The sequence below is a fragment of the Rhodococcus sp. NPDC060086 genome (assembly GCF_042730275.1).
In the GTDB taxonomy this organism is placed as follows: Bacteria; Actinomycetota; Actinomycetes; order Mycobacteriales; family Mycobacteriaceae; genus Rhodococcus.
Map to the genome: position 1 here is coordinate 1 of NZ_JBHWWZ010000075.1, position 17827 is coordinate 17827.

Annotated in this window: 16 protein-coding genes and 1 pseudogene; 4 read left to right on the top strand and 13 right to left on the bottom strand. The window is 65.6% G+C overall.

Features of this window, described 5'->3' with window-relative positions:
- Window positions 1-191: pseudogene (locus tag ACFWB0_RS24395) on the bottom strand (serine hydroxymethyltransferase); the annotation flags it as partial.
- Between the two features lie 30 nt (window positions 192-221).
- Complete coding sequence (gene aspS, locus ACFWB0_RS24400; RefSeq protein ID WP_378492976.1) at window positions 222-2012, bottom strand: aspartate--tRNA ligase; 1791 nt, start codon at window positions 2010-2012, stop codon at window positions 222-224.
- Between the two features lie 139 nt (window positions 2013-2151).
- Here aspS and ACFWB0_RS24405 point away from each other — a divergent pair, with 139 nt between their 5' ends.
- Window positions 2152-3066 (top strand): neutral zinc metallopeptidase, encoded by a 915-nt coding sequence (locus ACFWB0_RS24405; protein ID WP_378492977.1) that lies wholly within the window; start codon window positions 2152-2154, stop codon window positions 3064-3066.
- A 64-nt stretch (window positions 3067-3130) separates the two neighbouring features.
- Here the strand turns inward: ACFWB0_RS24405 and ACFWB0_RS24410 are convergent, their stop codons facing one another.
- From ACFWB0_RS24410 to ACFWB0_RS24435, 6 genes are all read right to left on the bottom strand, one after another.
- Complete coding sequence (locus tag ACFWB0_RS24410; RefSeq protein ID WP_378492978.1) at window positions 3131-3871, bottom strand: hypothetical protein; 741 nt, start codon at window positions 3869-3871, stop codon at window positions 3131-3133.
- 63 nt (window positions 3872-3934) lie between these two features.
- Window positions 3935-4405 (bottom strand): nucleoside deaminase, encoded by a 471-nt coding sequence (locus ACFWB0_RS24415; RefSeq protein WP_378492979.1) that lies wholly within the window; start codon window positions 4403-4405, stop codon window positions 3935-3937.
- Between the two features lie 10 nt (window positions 4406-4415).
- Window positions 4416-4715, bottom strand: coding sequence for a protease inhibitor I42 family protein (locus tag ACFWB0_RS24420; RefSeq protein WP_378492980.1), 300 nt, complete (start codon window positions 4713-4715; stop codon window positions 4416-4418).
- A 137-nt stretch (window positions 4716-4852) separates the two neighbouring features.
- A complete protein-coding gene (locus ACFWB0_RS24425; RefSeq protein WP_378492981.1) occupies window positions 4853-5902 on the bottom strand; it encodes an IS110 family transposase in 1050 nt (349 codons plus the stop codon).
- Window positions 5903-6190: 288 nt separating this feature from the next.
- Window positions 6191-7051 carry a TIGR03620 family F420-dependent LLM class oxidoreductase gene (locus ACFWB0_RS24430; RefSeq protein ID WP_378492990.1) on the bottom strand — a complete coding sequence of 287 codons (861 nt, stop codon included), beginning with the start codon at window positions 7049-7051 and terminating at the stop codon, window positions 6191-6193.
- 297 nt (window positions 7052-7348) lie between these two features.
- Window positions 7349-8413 carry an MsnO8 family LLM class oxidoreductase gene (locus ACFWB0_RS24435; RefSeq protein WP_378492982.1) on the bottom strand — a complete coding sequence of 355 codons (1065 nt, stop codon included), beginning with the start codon at window positions 8411-8413 and terminating at the stop codon, window positions 7349-7351.
- A gap of 384 nt (window positions 8414-8797) precedes the next feature.
- On the opposite strand from ACFWB0_RS24435, the gene ACFWB0_RS24440 reads away from it, so the two are divergent.
- The gene (locus tag ACFWB0_RS24440; RefSeq protein ID WP_378492983.1) at window positions 8798-10198 is read left to right on the top strand and encodes an MFS transporter; all 1401 of its coding nucleotides are present in this window, start codon (window positions 8798-8800) and stop codon (window positions 10196-10198) included.
- A 25-nt stretch (window positions 10199-10223) separates the two neighbouring features.
- Here the strand turns inward: ACFWB0_RS24440 and ACFWB0_RS24445 are convergent, their stop codons facing one another.
- Window positions 10224-13022 carry an aconitate hydratase gene (locus tag ACFWB0_RS24445; RefSeq protein ID WP_378492984.1) on the bottom strand — a complete coding sequence of 933 codons (2799 nt, stop codon included), beginning with the start codon at window positions 13020-13022 and terminating at the stop codon, window positions 10224-10226.
- 249 nt (window positions 13023-13271) lie between these two features.
- On the opposite strand from ACFWB0_RS24445, the gene ACFWB0_RS24450 reads away from it, so the two are divergent.
- Window positions 13272-14456, top strand: coding sequence for a trans-sulfuration enzyme family protein (locus tag ACFWB0_RS24450; protein WP_378492985.1), 1185 nt, complete (start codon window positions 13272-13274; stop codon window positions 14454-14456).
- A 44-nt stretch (window positions 14457-14500) separates the two neighbouring features.
- Here ACFWB0_RS24450 and ACFWB0_RS24455 read toward each other — a convergent pair whose 3' ends face one another.
- Window positions 14501-14842, bottom strand: coding sequence for a hypothetical protein (locus ACFWB0_RS24455; RefSeq protein ID WP_378492986.1), 342 nt, complete (start codon window positions 14840-14842; stop codon window positions 14501-14503).
- 274 nt (window positions 14843-15116) lie between these two features.
- Window positions 15117-15560: a GNAT family N-acetyltransferase gene (locus tag ACFWB0_RS24460; protein WP_378492987.1), complete on the bottom strand. Its 444-nt coding sequence runs from the start codon at window positions 15558-15560 to the stop codon at window positions 15117-15119.
- Window positions 15561-15877: 317 nt separating this feature from the next.
- Here ACFWB0_RS24460 and idi point away from each other — a divergent pair, with 317 nt between their 5' ends.
- Window positions 15878-16453, top strand: coding sequence for an isopentenyl-diphosphate Delta-isomerase (idi, locus tag ACFWB0_RS24465; RefSeq protein ID WP_378492988.1), 576 nt, complete (start codon window positions 15878-15880; stop codon window positions 16451-16453).
- A gap of 3 nt (window positions 16454-16456) precedes the next feature.
- Here the strand turns inward: idi and ACFWB0_RS24470 are convergent, their stop codons facing one another.
- Window positions 16457-17383: a hypothetical protein gene (locus ACFWB0_RS24470; protein WP_378492989.1), complete on the bottom strand. Its 927-nt coding sequence runs from the start codon at window positions 17381-17383 to the stop codon at window positions 16457-16459.
- A gap of 43 nt (window positions 17384-17426) precedes the next feature.
- The gene (locus ACFWB0_RS24475; RefSeq protein ID WP_378492991.1) at window positions 17427-17750 is read right to left on the bottom strand and encodes a VOC family protein; all 324 of its coding nucleotides are present in this window, start codon (window positions 17748-17750) and stop codon (window positions 17427-17429) included.
- Window positions 17751-17827 lie beyond the last annotated feature (77 nt).

Sequence of the window (17827 nt, forward strand, 5' to 3'; positions counted from 1 at the left end):
AGCCCGGCGAAGTGCGCCATGTCCACCATCAGGTACGCGCCGACCTCGTCCGCGATGCGGCGGAAGGCGGCGAAGTCCAGCTGGCGCGGGTAGGCCGACCAGCCGGCCACGATCAGCTTCGGGCGGGACTCCTTGGCGAGCCGCTCGACCTCGGCCATGTCGACCTGGCCGCTCTCGGCGTCGACGTGGTAGGTGAACGCGCCCCGCCGGTGGTATTGGACCTACTGCGCGGCCGGCGCCACGTCCTTCACGTCCTCGGGCTCGAAGTCCATGCCGGACTCCTTCCGCTGCGCCTCGCTGATCGGGCCGGGCGCGTCGGTGAGCGGGTCGACTCCCCCACCCGACTTGGGGAATGCAATGACCTCGCGGATCGAGTCGACACCCGCGAGCAACGCGGTGATCCGGTCCCAGCCGAACGCGATACCGCCGTGCGGCGGCGCACCATACTTGAATGCCTCGAGCAGGAAGCCGAACTTCTCGTTCGCTTCGTCCGCAGGAATGCCCATCACCTTGAACACACGTTCCTGAAGATCGGGCCGGTGGATACGGATCGAGCCGCCACCGATCTCGTTGCCGTTGCAGACGATGTCGTAGGCATAGGCCAGCGCAGAGCCCGGATCGGTGTCGAACGTGTCGAGGAACTCGGGTTTGGGCGAGGTGAACGCATGGTGCACAGCCGTCCACGCCGACGAACCGAGAGCCACGTCGCCGGACGCGGTCGCATCGGCAGCAGGCTCGAACATCGGGGCGTCGACGATCCACACGAACGCCCACGCATTCGGGTCGATGAGGTCGAGCTTGCGGGCGATCTCGCCGCGCGCTGCACCCAGCAGGGCACGCATCGGCTTCGTCGCACCTGCAGCGAAGAAGATGCAGTCGCCGGGCTCGGCTCCCACATGCGCGGCCAACCCGGCCCGCTCGGTGTCGGTGAGGTTCTTCGCGACGGGACCGGTGAGCTCGCCGTCCTCCCCCACCAGCACGTAAGCGAGGCCCTTGGCGCCGCGCTGCTTGGCCCATTCCTGCCAAGCGTCGAGCTGGCGACGCGGCTGCGAGCCGCCACCGGGCATGACGACCGCGCCGACGTACTCCGCCTGGAAGACGCGGAAGGTGGTGTCCTTGAAGAAGTCCTTGCACTCGACGAGTTCGATGTCGAAGCGCAGGTCGGGCTTGTCGCTGCCGAAACGTCGCATGGCGTCGGCATAGGTCATGCGCGGGATCGGCGTCTCGAGCTCGTATCCGACCAGACGCCACAGCGAATGCAGCACCTCTTCGGCGAGCAGGATCACATCGTCCTGGTTCACGAACGCCATCTCGATGTCGAGCTGGGTGAACTCCGGCTGCCGATCGGCGCGGAAATCCTCGTCGCGGTAGCAACGTGCGATCTGGTAGTACCGTTCGATACCGCCTGCCATGAGCAGCTGCTTGAACAGCTGCGGCGACTGCGGCAGCGCATAGAAGTTGCCGGGCTGCAGACGGGCAGGCACCAGGAAGTCGCGAGCGCCCTCTGGAGTCGAACGAGTCAGCGTCGGAGTCTCGACCTCGACGAACTCGTGATGAGCGAGCACCGAGCGCGCCGCGGCGTTGACCTTGCTGCGAAGCCGGATGGCCTTGCCCGGCCCTTCCCGTCGCAGGTCCAGGTAGCGGTACTTCAGCCGAGCCTCTTCGCCTGCCTGGTCGTCGAGCTGGAACGGCAGCGGCGCCGCTTCGCCCAGCACCTCGAGTTCAGTGGCGTTGACCTCCACGGCCCCCGTCGGGATCTCGAAGTTCTGATTTCCCTCGGGCCGGACCTCGACGGCGCCGGTGACCTTCACGCAGTATTCGGCGCGCAGCTTGTGCGCCTGCTCGAGCACCTCTGCGTCACGGAACACCACCTGGGACACGCCGGAGGCGTCGCGCAGGTCGATGAAGATGACCCCGCCGTGGTCGCGGCGCCGGGCAACCCAACCGGTGAGGGTGACGGTCTGCTCGGCGTGCTCGGCTCGCAACGAGCCGGCGAGATGGGTGCGCAGCACGGAATTCCTTTCGAAACGATCATCGACGGGGTTCGTCGCTGCAATCCTACGAAAGACACGAACTGCCCGAGCACACACGTGCCGAATCGGCCGTGCCAAACTTGTCCGGCTCGATCGACTCGACGACAAGGCGGATGCGATGACGTTCAACGAGGGCGCACGTAGGGATGCGACCAGAGTCCGTGTCGGCGGCGGGGGACGTGGCGGCAAGATCGCGCTCGGTGGTGGCGCCGGTGGCCTGATCGTCCTGATTCTTGCCCTCCTGCTGGGCGGCGACCCGTCATCACTCCTCGGTTCCGGCGCCCCTGACAACTCTGCGCAGTACAACACCGGCGGAACACTCGAAGGATGCGAAACCGGGGCCGACGCCAACACCGATGTCGACTGCCGAGTCGCCTTCACAGTCGAATCTCTCGACACCGTGTGGAAGCAGGAACTCGTCAGACAAACCGGTGTCGCATACCAGCTACCGGAAGTCGAGCTGTTCAGTTCAGCGACTTCGACCGGCTGCGGTAACGCGACCAGTGACATCGGCCCCTTCTACTGCCCCGCAGATCAGACCGCATATTTCGACACCAGTTTCTTCGAGCAGCTCGTAACCCGGTTCGGTTCGAGCGCCGGGCCCCTCGCCCAGGAATACGTGGTTGCGCACGAGGTGGGTCACCACCTGCAGAACCAGCTCGGTGACCTCGGCCGCGCGCAGTCCGATCCCCACGGACCCGAGTCGGGCGCGGTGCGCACCGAACTCCAGGCCGATTGCTACGCCGGAGTATGGGCGCACTATGCGGACACGTTGCCCGACCCGAACACCGGCGTACCGTTCCTCACGCCGCTGAGCGAGACCGATATCCGCGACGCTCTCTCCGCCGCGTCGGCCGTAGGCGACGACCGGATCCAGTCCGCCGCGACCGGCCGTGTCAATCCGGAAGCGTGGACCCACGGTTCGTCCGAGCAACGGCAGAAGTGGTTCATTGCGGGATACAACACCGGCCAGGTCGCCGCATGCGACACATACTCGGCTCCCGATCTGGACGCTCCGGCCGCGTTGCGCTGACTCCGGGGTCCTTCGCTTGGCTTTAGGGCCTGACTGGCTCCAGATCCTTCCGACCGGGCGATCGTCACGGGACGGGGTCGACGACGAGCCGCATCACGTCGTCGTCGACGAGCCATCGCGCGTCCGGATTCTCTCGCGCTGCGGTGTAGACGAGAGCGGCGGCATCCCCGGTGATCACCCCGGGCAACCCGGGGTCGTCTGTCGTGAACGTCGCGGGATCGGGGCCGGGCCACAACGGAACATCGTCGTCCGGGGCGGTCCCGGCCGTCAGTTCATAGATGTGCACGGCATCCGGCACAAAAGGTTCGGCGTCGCCCTCGGCCAGTTCCCTGGCGTCCGAGATCACCTCGCGCAATGCTTCACGATTCTCGAGTGCGATCGTCGGTAGATCCTGCTCGAACCGCGTGCCGAACGCGTAGACACGCAATTCGGAGGCATCGCCACGTCCGTGGAAGGTGACGGTGGTCGTCGCCTGATCGGTCACGCCGGGACTTCCGACATCGGTGCCCAGATCGATGAGGTGTCGCTGCTCGACTTCGTCTGCAAATCGGGCGACGTCGTCGGGATCCGCCTGTACCACCAGGTATTCCGGCGGGGCCATCGTGTCGCGTTCGGTTCTCTCGGTGAAGACCACACGGCCGTCGCCGTAGACCGAGATCACCGGTGAGTGAATCGCCTGGACCGCGAACGGTGACCACCCGTGGCCGCTGGAACCGACACTCAACACCAGCTGGTCGGCCGGCAGATGGTCTGTGCGCTCGCTCGGTGTGCCGCAGGAGACCAACACGAGTGCCGCGACACTCACCCACACGGTGTCACACGGCCGATTCACCGACGACAAAACTCCCCCAGCCACGTTGTCTCGGGTTCAGCGTAGGTGATCGGATGCCGGCGCGATGCCGATATCCTCATCCCACAGTTGTGGTGAATCGTCGATGAACCGGGTCATCAGCGCGACACATCGTGGGTCGTCGAGCACCGTCACCGATATCCCGTTGTCGGCGAGCCAATCGTGGCCACCGTAGAACGTGACCGCCTCCCCGATGATGACGGACCCGATGCCGAACTGGCGGACGAGGCCGCTGCAGTACCAGCACGGTGACAGCGTGGTCACCATGATCGTCGACGTGTAGTCACGGCGCCGACCGGCCGCCCGGAACGCCGCTGTCTCTGCGTGGATCGTCGGATCGTCGTCCTGGACACGCCTGTTGCGCCCCCGGCCGAGAAGCGTGCCGTCGGCGGCGAACAGTGCGGCTCCGATCGGTATGCCGCCTTCGGAGAGTCCTGCCTCGGCCTCTGCGAGCGCTACGTCGAGGAGGGCGTGTGCGTCGACCGCCATGTGCGAAATCTCAGGTCACCGTCACGGTCATGTCTGCGAACGCCGCGGACAGGTCCAGGTGCCGACGCATCCGCAGCGACAGCGGCCACGTCCCCGGCCGCTTCGCACGGAGGTAGAACACACGTTCGCTGGCGGCGCCGGGCAACGGATTGTTCGAGGGGACGAACCTGATGTCGCGCAGGTGGAGTCCCTTTCCGATCCGTGTCGTCGACCAGCAGTAGTCGCGGGAGGTGTTCTCCGGCAGGTGCAGTTCGATGGTGTCCCCCACATCGACCGTCAAATCGCGTGGACCAGTGGTGATGTGCTTCATGGACCCAGAGTACGGCGCAAGTGTGATATAGACCACTGCTATGGGCCGGGGATCCCGGGCGTTTCGCCAATTCATGAACCCACCCGTAGGCGGTACACGATCGCCGTCCCTTCTAGCTGCGGACGCTCCTATGGATGTCAAGCGGTCTGAGGGTGTTCGAGTAGCCGGTAGAAGTCGCGGGCGATGTATCGCTTGAGGCAGCGTGTGGTCTCGCGGGACGTCTTTCCTTCGGCGGTTCGTCGGGCCGTATATGCCTTGGTCGCGTCGTCGTATCGTTGCCGGGACAGCACGACGGTGTGCAGGGCCCGGTTGAGCTGCCGGTCGCCGTGCCGGTTGAGCCGATAACGTGTGGTGACCTGACCACTGTTCGCCGGAATCGGCGCGACGCCAGCGAGCATCGCGAACGCCGCTTCGGACCGGATACGGCCGGGGTGCGACCACGCGCACAAAACCGTGGCGGCCACGATCGGCCCGACGCCGAGCTGGGCGAGCAGGTCCGGCCGCCACCGCCGCACGATGACCAGGATCTGCTTTTCGAGGTCGCCCGCTTCGGCCTGCAGAGTGCGGGCACGACGGGCGAGTGTCTTCAACACGGTCGCCGTGGTGGTGGTTTCGGTGTCCCAGTCCTTGCGTAGGCGCACGGTGGCGGCCCGACGGATCATCTCGGGTAATTTGTGTCCGCGGAGCGTGTCGCGCAGTACCTCGGGGGCGGCGATGACGAGGCTGAACAACTGCCGTTGCGCGACCGTCGAGGCATCGACGGCGGACCGGCGCGCAGCCAGCAGTACCGATAGTGCTTGACGGTCACCACCTGATCGTGGCGTGCCGCCATCCTTGCGGGACAATGCTTCCCGTGCCGCACGGACCGCGTCGAGAGGGTCGGACTTGGCGCCGTGGCGACGCTGAGCACGCTCGGGACGGTCGAGTTCGACGACGAGTTCCTCACGGCGTTCGAGCAGGCGGGTCAGGCCGGCACCGTGCCCGCCGGTGCCCTCGATCGCCCACACTCGCAATGCGCTGTGCTCGTCGGCGAAGTCCACCAAATCCTGGTAGCCATCGACAGTGGTCGTCACGGTGATCTGTCCGAGAACAGCGCCGGTACCGGCGGCGACCGCCGCAGCGGTATGGGTGTCGACGTGCGTGTCGACGCCGATGACGACGTCGACGACATCAGTCAGAATGGTCATGCGTTCCTCCATTAGCTCCGGTTGGGACGAAGGGTCCGGTCCGGATGGGAGTCTCGGCAGGACTGTGACGGGACACGGTGGTGCTGTGAACACCACCGGTCAAGCTCCTGATCAGGCCAGTCGCTCCACCGGGCCGGGGCCGACAGACCACGAGCGGACAAGTCCACAGAAAGGCACGAGGCCAGTCAGCCGAAGGGTCACGCACGCAGTCCATCGACTTCAGCCCACCACCGGCAGCTGCCGAACGTGCCGGCATTCACGCGGTTGGTGGTGAATCCATCCTCACAGTCAGCCGATGAGTGCTGCCGCGAGTTCCCGGTATGCCTCGGCGGGGAAAGTCATCTGGTCGGCTGTCAGCACCTGGATGGGGACCTCGTCGGCGCCGGCCTCGTAGTGCCGTTCGATCCCCGCGACGACGCGTTCGATGTTGCCCGACGGAATCAGCGCCTCACGCAACCGGTCGCTGCCCGCTCCTGCGACATCGTCCTCGGTGTAGCCGAGACGCAGGAGATTGTTGGAGTAGTTCGGAAGCGACAGGTACCCCCGCATGTATTCCTGAGCGATTCCGCGGGCGGTGTCTTCGTCCTCGTCGAGCACCACAGCGACTTCGGGCGCAAGAAGCGGACCGTCGCCGAGGATTTCCCGGGCCTGGGCGGTGTGTTCGGCAGGAGCGAAATACGGATGCGCGCCCGCGGTCCGCTCGGCCGACAGGGTCAGCATGCGGGGGCCGAGCGCCGCCAGCGCGAGACGCTCCGCGGGAACCGGGCTGTCGGTCGCATCCAACGCGTCGAGGTACTCGACCATGCGACTGTAGGGCTTGGTGTACCGGCCCGCTTCGGCCGCGTCGACGACCTGTGCGTGGCTCGCGCCCAGGCCGAGCAGGAATCGGCCGGGATGTTCACGCTCGAATCGGTCGACGGTCTTCGCCGCGTCGGCCGGCTCCGCGTGCCAGATACTGACGATTCCACTCGCGACACCCAGCCTCGGTGTCGCGGCGAGAACCTCGCCGTATATCGGAGGCACCCCGTCACCGAATCCGCCCGACGTCCACAACCTCGAATAACCCAGCTCGTCGAGTTCCCGCGCTGCATCGAGTGCGGCCTCCCTGGTCTTCCCGCTCAGCCAGAATCCGCCGCCCCACACACTCACTCGTCGCGTCATGTTCCCGAGACTATCTGCTCGCACCGGGCCGGTCAGTATCGCGCTCTTCGCCGTTGTCCTGCTGATCGGACGTGGCCTGCGTCGCGTCGCCCGCGGGTGTGCGGCCTTCCACAGCGCACGGCTGCGCATTCCGGTTCCGGCAGCGCACATGATCGCGCCGGCGGGGCTCGCCGTCGCGGCGGCGGCTGGTGACCCGCTCATCAACGGTGTGCCGAGCGGTGGGCGCAGCTCCCGGCTGATCGACGTCTTCACCCCCGGTCGGACACGGGCACGACTACGAGGACCTCATCCCGTACGGGTGGCCGGACGCCGACACTCAGCGGGTCGCGGAGGCACACCGAACATCTCAGCCAGCAGACGATGAGAATGTCGCCGCGCGCCAGGATCAGCGATCAGATCCTGCACCATCAACTCGTCGGCGCCACTTTCCTCGAGCATGCGTTCCAGTGTCGCGCGCACGTCGTCCGGACCGCCTGCGACGAAGCGCGGCCAGCTCCCGTCGACGATCGCTGTCGGCTCGTTCCGCTGGTCGTCGGTCATCTCCCGCGCCGCTTCGTCGGGTGAGGGCACGGTGACCTGACCGGCTCCGCGTCCCGCACGACCGAGTCGTGCGTAGAAGCCCTTAGCGGAATTCACCAGATGCAGGCCCTCGTCCCTCGTGTCGCCGACCGTCACGTTGACCGCGAGGATCCCCCGTGGTGCGTCGAGCCCGAATCCCTGCGGGCGGAACGTTTCGCGGTAGTGACGTAACGCCGGCGCAGCTGCCGGTGGATTGATGAAACCGGCGAACGTGTATCCGATCCCGAGACCGGCTGCGAGGGCCGAGCCGTTCGGGCTCGACCCCAGCAGCCAGGTCTGCGGCACCTCCGGAACACCCGGCATCAGTCGATGCCCGGCGAACGGATGGTCGTCGGGAAACGCGTCGTACAACCACGCCAGAGTCTCGGAGATCTGCTGCCCATGGTCTGCTTGGCTGCGGCGACTCCGGTCTCGTTGCAACGCAAGATCTATCACCGGCCCGGCGGTCGCCCGCCCCATCCCCAGATCGATCCGACCGGGGGCCATCGCCTCGAGCTGCTTGAACATCTCCGCGACCTTGAACGGACTGTAGTGGTTCATGAGCACCGCGCCTGATCCGAGGCGGATGCCACGGGTCTGCGGTATCGCTGCGGCAATGAGTAATTCGGGATGGTGTGAGGCGCCGCTACGGCTCAGATGGTGTTCTGCGAACCAGATTCGGTGGAACCCGAGGGCATCGGCATGACGGGCGGTGGCCAGTGAGTCGGCGAGGGCGTCGGTTTCGGTGGTGCCGGGTGAGACAGTTCCGAGGTCGACGACGGAAAATTTCACGGGCACACCACTCCTCATGCGACGGGGTGTCCCCGACACTAACGGGTCCAGTTGTGCGGCGAGCTGATGGAGCACGTGCTGAGGCATGTTTCGACAGCGGTACTTGCTCAGCAGAAGCGGAAGGCTCACAACGCTGGACTCCTCGCACAGACATTGAGCCATCCCTGGCCTGAACGCGCTCAGCGATGCGCTGACACCGCGACAGATCCGGTACCGTGATGTCCATGTCTGCTTCTGCAGCGGCTGCGGCCGCCGTGACGAGGACGCTCCGCTAGCGGCGGAGCACTCATCTCTTCACTCTTCTGATGCTTCGTCGCTCCACGGCCAGTCCGGAGCGGCTAGAGGTGCTGCCCGGAGTTCGACTTCTGAACGATGGAGCACGACTTGTTTCCCACCACTATTCCTTCCCGGCGCGTCGACGCGCCGGGACGAGCATGGGTCACGCTTGCCTGCCTGTCCATGCTGCAATTCCTGATCGCGGTCGACGTGACCGTGGTCAACGTCGCCCTGCCGTCCATTGGAGCCGAGTTCGGGGCTGACGCCCGACAACTCACATGGGTCGTCGTGGGGTACACGATCACCGGTGGCGGACTGCTGATGCTCGGTGGCCGGCTCGGCGACATGCTCGGTCAGCGGCGGCTCCTGCTTACCGGTACGACAGTGTTCGGCCTGGCCTCACTGATGGCAGGGCTCGCCCCGACATTCCACCTCCTGGTGGCAGCAAGGCTGCTCCAAGGCGCCGGAGAGGCACTCGCGCTGCCTGCCGCGATGGCCGTTATCGTGCTTCTGTTCCCCGAAGGCCACGGCCGCTCACGGGCGCTGAGCGTCTGGGCGGCCGTGGCCAGCTGCGGCCTAGTGCTCGGATTCATCCTCTCCGGAGTCATCACCGAGTTGCTGGGGTGGCGCTGGATCTTCCTCGTATCGGTGCCGTTCATCGTGTTCGTGCTCATCGCCACGAGCATTCTCGTGCCGGCCGACCGTCCGAGAAAGCGCATCACGCTCGATCTCCCGGGCTCGCTGCTGCTGACCGCGGCACCGCTCCTGTTCGTGTTCGGCATCGTCGAACTGGGAGAGGTCGACGGCATTCCCCGGTGGGCGGCCGCGGCGGTGTTGGTCGGGTCTGTGGTCGCAGCCATCTTGTTTGTCGCAGTCGAGCGGCGTGCTGCGAACCCGCTGGTGCCGCTGAAGTACTTCCGCAATCGGTCACGGGTGATGGCCAATCTTGCGACTGCTCTGCTCAGCGCTGCGTTGTCCACGTCGTTCCTGCTGTTCACGTTCTATCTGCAGAACCGACTGGGGCTGAGTCCGCTGATCACGGGCTTGACACTCGTGCCGCTGGCGGTCGCGCTGGTTGCGGCGGTGACGATTGTTCCGCAGTTCCTCGGGCGATGGGGTGCGCGGTTCTGCGCAGTCGCAGGGATCGGCTTCACCGCTCTCGGGATGGTCGCGATCGCGATCTCAGCTCAGCTCGAGGCACCTGCTCCGGCGATGGTTCCAGCCATGGTCCTCATCGCCGCCGGGATGGCCTTCGGCCTTGTCGGACTCCAGTACGCGGCGGTCACCGGGGTGACCGAGGAGGACGCCGGTACTGCTTCCGGAGTCCAGCGTGCGGCAGACCAACTCGGCGGGTCGACGGGCATCACCATTTATATCGGCGTCGGCTTCTCTGCGGCTCTTACGGGAGCAGACCCGTTCTTGATCAGCAGTGCTCTTGCCGTCGCGGGACTGATCGGCGCGGGTGTGATCGCCATGCGTATCACGATGCCGATCCAAGCAGCGGCCTGATCGTCTCGTATCCGAGTCGATCAGCTCAGGCACCGGCGAGCTGACGGAGCACGTACTTCAGGATCCCTCCGTGTCGGAAGTACTCCGCCTCTGCCGGGGTATCGATTCGTACCTTCGCATCGAACTCGATGTCCCCGGCACGCACGTGCACGGTCTCGGGTACCGCGTCGGCGTCGGCCAGCCCGGTGATCGCGTACTCTTCCTCCCCCGTCAGCCCCAGGCTCTCGGCCGATGCACCGTCGGGGAATTGCAGTGGCAGCACACCCATTCCGATGAGATTAGACCGGTGGATGCGTTCGTACGACTGCGCGATCACCGCGCGCACTCCCAACAGCAGAGTGCCCTTGGCCGCCCAGTCACGCGACGACCCCGACCCGTACTCGGCGCCGGCCAGCACGACCAGGGGCGTGCCGTCGTGCGCGTATTTCTGCGCGGCGTCGTAGATGTCCATCTGTTCCCCGGTGGGAAGGTACCGGGTGACTCCTCCTTCGACGTCGGGAACCAGTTGGTTGCGCAGCCGAATATTGGCGAAGGTGCCACGGATCATCACCTCGTGGTTGCCGCGCCGCGATCCGTACGAGTTGAAGTCCGCCGGATCGACGCCGTGCTCCTCCAGATAGCGTCCGGCGGGGCTGTCACGGCGGATCGACCCGGCCGGGGAGATGTGATCGGTGGTGACCGAATCGCCGAGGAGGGCCAGCGCTCGTGCGCCTGCGATGTCGCGCAGTGGCTCGGGTTCTGCTGTCATCCCGTCGAAGTACGGTGGACGCCGCACATAGGTCGAGTCGTCCTTCCACTCGAACACCTCACCGGTGGGGACGTCGAGGTTCCGCCACGTGTCGTCGCCGTGATAGACGTCGGCGTATCCGGATTCGAACATCTCCGAACGCACGCACTCGTCGATGACGGCCTGGATCTCCTCGGTGGACGGCCAGATATCGCGCAGGAACACCGGATTGCCGTCGGTGTCGGTACCGAGTTCGTCCTCGAATATGTCGACGAGCATCGACCCTGCCAGCGCATAGGTGATCACCAGCGGCGGCGAGGCAAGGAAGTTCATCTTCGTCTGCGGATGGATCCGGCCTTCGAAGTTGCGGTTGCCCGACAACACCGCCGACACGTTGAGGTCCTCTTCGTCGACGGCTGTGGCGATCTCGTCGAGCAGGGGGCCGGAGTTGCCGATGCACGTGGTGCATCCGTATCCCACGAGGTTGAAACCGAGCTTTTCGAGGTACGGCGTCAGGCCGGCTCGTTCGTAGTAATCGGTGACGATCCTCGATCCGGGTGCGAGAGTCGTCTTCACCCACGGTTTGCTGCGTAAACCCTTCTCGACGGCGTTCTTCGCGAGTAGGCCCGCACCGATCATCACGGACGGGTTCGACGTGTTGGTGCACGAGGTGATCGCGGCGATGACGACGTGACCGTGGTCGAGCTCGAACTCCGGCCCGTCGCCGACGCGCACGGGAACCCTGTGCGACGGCGGATCCACTGCCGCAAGATCGTCGGGCAGCGGGTTACGCGGGGGCGCGCTCGTGTCCTTCCCGAAGATCGCGACGGGGTCGCTCGCGGGGAACGACTCCATCGATCCCTCGTCGAGGCCTCCCTCCTGCACCTGAGCGACGACACCGGGAACATCAGCACCTGAGAGCAGCGCTCCGACTGCCTTCGGAGCGAACGCCACCGGAATGCGATCCTGCGGCCGTTTCGGTCCGGCGATCGAGGGGCGCACCGTCGACAGGTCGAGCTCCACGACCTGGCTGTACGCGGGTTCGCGGTCAGGATCGTGCCACAACCCCTGAGCCTTGGCGTACGCCTCGACGAGACGCACCTGATCGTCGGACCGTCCGGTGAGACGCATGTAGTCGAGGGTGATGTCGTCGATCGGGAAGATGGAGATGGTCGAGCCGTATTCGGGACTCATATTGCCGATCGTGGCACGGTTCGCGAGCGGCACGTTCGCCACGCCGGGTCCGAAGAATTCGACGAATTTGCCCACCACCCCGGTCTTGCGCAGCATTTCGGCGACGGTGAGCACGAGGTCGGTGGCGGTGGTGCCCTCCCTCAACTCTCCGTTGAGCTTGAATCCCACGACCTGTGGGATCAGCATCGAGGCGGGCTGGCCGAGCATCGCGGCCTCGGCTTCGATTCCGCCGACACCCCACCCGACGACACCGAGGCCGTTGATCATCGGGGTGTGGGAATCGGTTCCGACGAGCGAATCCGGGTAGGCCAGCGTTTCCCCGTCCTCGGTCTCGCGGGTGAAGACGACCCGACCGAGATATTCCAGATTGACCTGGTGGCAGATGCCGGTGCCGGGCGGGACCACCTTGAAGTCGTCGAATGCTCCCTGCGCCCACCGCAACAGTTCGTAGCGTTCGCGGTTACGTGAGAATTCGAGGTCGGTATTGATGCGAAATGCGTCTTCGGTGCCGAATACGTCGGCGATCACCGAGTGGTCGATGACGAGTTCTGTGGGGATCAGCGGATTGATGCGGGTGGCGTCGCCGCCGCGGGTGGTCATGGCATCGCGCATCGCGACGAGGTCCACGACGCACGGCACCCCGGTGAAATCCTGCATGAGTACGCGCGCCGGCGAGAACTGGATTTCAGGATTGTGTGTCGAGGCCGGATCCCATCCCGCGACCGCTTCGATCTGCTCGCGGGTGACGAGCCTGCCGTCCTCGGTGCGCAGCAGATTCTCGAGCAACACCTTGAGGCTGTACGGCAGACGCTCCGAGCCCGGCACCTTGTCGATGCGATTGATCCGGTAGTCGGTGTTCCCGACGGTGAGTGTGTCTCGTGTGCTGAAACTGTCGTGACTCATATCGTGCCTCCTGGGCTGCACAGCTCGAGTACGTATCCGGCACCGCCCTCGCGTCGATCACCGTGCCGAAACGGTGTGACCTCGACGCTACGACACCGATCGCAGTCCGTCAGGGGATCGCGTGCCCGGGCACGAGGTATTCGCGCGGCACAGCTGCATTCGCTCGGCACAGCCGCATTCGATCGGCACAGCCGCCCACGCGATACTCGTGGACGTCCACTCGAATGCACCCGTGAACGGAGCTCTGGCGTGAAGCACGAATCAGCAGGTCAGTCGACGCAGGCCATCCACGGCGCCACCATCGCCGATGCCTACGGCGCGCCGCACCTTCCGATCTACAACACGACCACCTTCGCGTTCGAGAACACCGCGGCGCTGCTCGAGGTCGCCGATGGACGCCGGAACGGTCCGCTCTACACCCGTTACGGGCTCAATCCGACGATCTTCGCACTCGAAGAGACGATGACGTCGATCGAAGGCGCCGAGAGCGCATTGGCGTTCTGCTCGGGTATGGCCGCGGAGACCTCGCTCTTCGCGCACTACGGACGGGAGGGCGTCGTGTGCGTCGGCGACGCGTACGGCGGCACCATGGAACTGCTCACCAACCAGCTGTCCCAATTGGGTATCGCCACCACGTTCCTGCTCGACGACGAAGTCGACCGCCTGGACGAGGTGCTCCGTGGCGGGGTGAAGCTGGTGTTCTTCGAAACACCCACGAATCCCGCGCTCGGCATCTACGACGTGGCTGCGATCGCCGACATCGCACACCGTCACGGTGCTCTCGTGGCGGTCGACAACACGTTTGCTTCGCCCGTCAATCAGCGTCCCCTCACTCTCGGCGCCGATCTCGTCTCGTACTCGGCCACCAAGTATCTCGGTGGACATTCGGATGTGACTGCCGGGTTCGTGCTCGGCGCGGCCGAATTGATCGAACCGTTGAAGCCGTGGCGCAAAAGTTTCGGGTCGTGCATCGCACCGGAACCGGCGGCGTTGTTGTCGCGCAGTCTGCGCACGCTCATCGTCCGCGTCAAGCAGCACAACGCGAATGCGCAGGCGGTCGCGGAAGCGATGGAGGCCGATCCTCGGGTCGCGCGCGTGCTGTATCCGGGTCTGCCGAGCTTCCCCGGGCACGCGCTCGCGGTGAAGCAGATGAAGGGCTTCGGCGGCATCGTGACGATCGAGATCGCCGGCGACGCGGAGACGACGGTGCGGGTGGTCGACGGATTGGGCCTGTTCGCGTTGGCACCGAGCCTCGGCGGTGTCGAAAGCCTGGTCACGCAGCCGGTGACCACAACCCACTACGACCTCTCACCCGAGGAACGGCAACGGCGCGGAATCACCGGTTCGATGATCCGACTGTCGGTCGGGCTCGAGGACGCGGACGACCTCATCGCCGACCTCACACAGGCCCTCGACGTCGTCAACTTGCGATAACAGGTCCGGAGAAACCGTCTCGGGGACAACCGAGGCGGACACTTTCACCTGAACGGTCGAGGGCTCACAGGGGCGAAGTAGGACTCGAAGACGGACATCAGCCACGTCGCTGTTGCGATGGCGAACCCGAATCCGGTGGCGAGCAAAGGATGTGTGACGGCACCGACCAGACTTCGATCGCCGCGATCCGTGTATATATCTCTTCGGGCCCGCTCCGTGAGATGACCCGCCGGAATCCATGTCGGCGCGGGGTCGGAGTTGTCGGTGCGGAAGTACCACAAGCCGGACGGGTAGATCCGGTACGGACCGGATACGTCGAGGTCCCGACCCTCGTAGCGGGCCGTCACGATGTGTGTGGACTGGTCGGTCGGTGCAGTGTTGCTCATGAGATCACGTCCCGGCTATGTCGGAGGTGGCATCTTGCGGCACCGATTCGGTGGGTGACATCTGCGGCAGCTACCATGCCCGAGCGTAGACCTGGTTCGGCGCGGTCGCAGTGCCGAACCGGTGCGAGATACAACACCTCCAGCCCCCGGGTACGAGACCTCCGAACGCGCCGTCAAGAGCGGCACCACCTCGAACGCCGAGAAGGGCCGACTCCGTGGCTCGGAGGGTCTGCATTCCGCCGCCCTGGTGGGCAGCAGGCCGCCCGGTATGTGATCAGACGCGGTCGCTCGGGGTGTACCGGAGGAGGTTGGAATCTCGCTCCTCGAAGCCGAGCTTGCGGTAGAGGCGATTGGCCGCCTCCCGCGACGCCCGCGAGGTCAGGTCGACCGTCCGGGCGCCGAGTTCGGTTGCCCGGTCCATCGCGGCGAGCGTCAGCGCAGCGCCGGCCTGCTGCCCCCGCGCTTCGGCGTCCACCACCACGTCCTCGATCCAGGCGCGGACTCCGGTCGGGATGGGGAAGACAACCAGGGTCAGAGTGCCGACGACGCGGCCGTCCAGCCGGGCAACGAAGAGCGTGTTCGTCGGGCAACCGACGACGGTGCTGAGCGTCTCGACCGTCACCGGTGCGGCGGAGCGGGACAGTTGGGGAACGAGACGCGCGAAGGCGGCAACGATCTCCTCGGTGACTTCGCCAACCTGCTGGACTTCCACAGCCATGGTTCTCCTCAGTGAAATGCGGGATGACACCGCGTCGGATTCGGATTCCGGGAGCAGCCCGGCGGACGCAAGATACCGATGCAGCGAACCCGCGTCGACTGTGCCCCCGAGCGGCGTACAGGTCGACGAGCCAGAAGAACCGGCTGTACCCGGCCGCCAGGCGGACCGCCCGGAGTGCGGTGATGTACCTGACCGTCCGGTGCCGGGACCAGATAGGCCGATCGGCCCGGTCGGACACATCGCAGAAGTGGCGGATCACGGCACACGGGTAGGCTCGATCCGGCGAGTGCCGGACACCGCACGACACCCCGAGCAGCATGACGGAGATCCACCAGATGACAGCCCTTGCCCACGAGGAACTCGTGGTTCTACTCGACGAGCACGAGCGACCCATCGGTACAGCCCCGAAAGCTACCGTCCATCACGCAGACACGCCGCTCCACCTGGCGTTCTCCTGCTATGTGTTCGATGGCGCGGGCCGAGTCCTCACCACGCGACGAGCCTTGAGCAAGATCACGTGGCCCGGAGTGTGGACCAATGCGTGCTGCGGTCATCCCGGCCCGGACGAAACTCCCGAAGACGCCGTGCGTCGTCGCGTCGAGCAAGAGCTGGGACTGGTCGTCGACGACGTCACGTGTGTGCTGCCACGATTCCGGTACCGCGCGACAGCCGCCGACGGGACTGTCGAGAACGAGGTCTGTCCCGTGTTCTGCGCGCGCGCCGCATCCGATCTGGATCCCGATCCGTCCGAGGTGATGGAGTGGGAGTGGGTCTCGTGGACCGACCTCGAGACCGCGGCGACCGTACCGTGGCTGATCAGCCCTTGGTCCGCCGAACAGATTCCGCAACTGTCGAAGGCCGGCATCGCGCGGTGGGTCGGGCCCACTGCCTGACGCTTACTCGCAGGTGTCGTACTGTGCCCGCAAGCGATCGCGGAGTGCCAAGGCCTCTTCTGTGTAGAAGCGCTCGGGTTCGGACTCCGCCAGATTCGGCGCATATGTGCACCCTGCGACGTGGACGCTGCCACTGAACTTCCGGTCGGCTCCCCTGTCTGTCCCCTTCCACTCCAACATCAGCGGATGGTCTTCCGTCGGCTCGAACAGCGCGAGGACTGCTTCGAGATGTACTGCGGCGTGCGCTTCGTCCTCGACGGCAACCGTCAGGCCGGACACGTGCCCACGCGTGACGGATACCGCCAGCGTGTTCAGCGGCGACCCTGCGAGCGAGTGCCGGATCGTCCGCGCTTCGCCTTCACCGAGGGGCATCGACACTCTCCACTGCGGTTCGCCCTCGAACTTCCGGACGGTGACGAGCACATCGTCTGCGGGTATGTACGAACGCACCGCGTCCAACGCGGCCGCGGCGGGTGCGTTTTCGAACCGCACCGTGCTGTGACCGTCGCGTTCATGCTGCGTCCAGAACACCTCCGAGCCGGGGATGTCGTCGGCGATGTTCCGTGCGGCACGAGTGTCGTCCTCAATCGGATCGGGCTCGAGCGTGCCGTGCCGTTCAAGGACCACTCCGTCTGCGACGACGAAGGTCGCCGATTGGTCGTATCCGTCGAAATGACCGTCCTTGATCTCTTCGATGCGTGCAGCGATGTCGGCGACCTGCGCGATATCGGCTTCGGTTGCGATGACATCGATGTCGAGTTTCGAACCCTGGGTGAAGTTGTTGGAGTACAGCACGTCGACGTCCTCGACACCGGGCATCGCTGTGACAGCGCGCTCGAGGGCGTGGGCCTCCTCCTGTCGATCGGGCTGCCCGCACGCCGACAACACGGCCGCTGCGACCGCAACCCACCATCCCGCAGCAATGCGCACGACACCTCCCTTCGGGCCTCACCTTACGGTCGGGTGGGCGCCGTCAGGTTTCGGACCACACACCCAGTTCGTTCCCGCTCGGATCGAGAAAGGTGAACCGGCGTCCGCCGGGAAAGTCGTACGGCCCCGACGAAATAGTGCCTCCTGCGCGCTCGACCGTACCGACGGAGGCGTCGAGGTCGTCGGAGTACAGCAGCACCAGAGGCCCGGCGGTGCCCGGTGCGCGCAGAGTCGTCAGTCCGCCGACCTCTCCATCCCCGTCGACAGAGCGAATACCGGTATACGCGGGCCCGTAGTCGTTGAAGCTCCAGCCGAATGCGGATTTTTGACTTCCTCCCTCGCGTGAACGCGGAGGATTCCTACGCAGCCTCACCACATGGTGCGGTCTGTTCAGCGGGTTCCTGCTTCACCGGGTCCGCGCATGCAAGCACACGTCTTACGCTC

Excerpts from the sequence above, each read along its gene's own strand:
- ACFWB0_RS24405 (WP_378492977.1), top strand. The coding sequence starts at position 2,152 with ATGACGTTCAACGAGGGCGCACGTAGGGATGCGACCAGAGTCCGTGTC.
- ACFWB0_RS24415 (WP_378492979.1), bottom strand. The coding sequence starts at position 4,405 with ATGGCGGTCGACGCACACGCCCTCCTCGACGTAGCGCTCGCAGAGGCC.
- ACFWB0_RS24420 (WP_378492980.1), bottom strand. The coding sequence starts at position 4,715 with ATGAAGCACATCACCACTGGTCCACGCGATTTGACGGTCGATGTGGGG.
- ACFWB0_RS24425 (WP_378492981.1), bottom strand. The coding sequence starts at position 5,902 with ATGACCATTCTGACTGATGTCGTCGACGTCGTCATCGGCGTCGACACG.
- ACFWB0_RS24445 (WP_378492984.1), bottom strand. The coding sequence starts at position 13,022 with ATGAGTCACGACAGTTTCAGCACACGAGACACACTCACCGTCGGGAAC.
- ACFWB0_RS24455 (WP_378492986.1), bottom strand. The coding sequence starts at position 14,842 with ATGAGCAACACTGCACCGACCGACCAGTCCACACACATCGTGACGGCC.
- ACFWB0_RS24460 (WP_378492987.1), bottom strand. The coding sequence starts at position 15,560 with ATGGCTGTGGAAGTCCAGCAGGTTGGCGAAGTCACCGAGGAGATCGTT.
- idi (WP_378492988.1), top strand. The coding sequence starts at position 15,878 with ATGACGGAGATCCACCAGATGACAGCCCTTGCCCACGAGGAACTCGTG.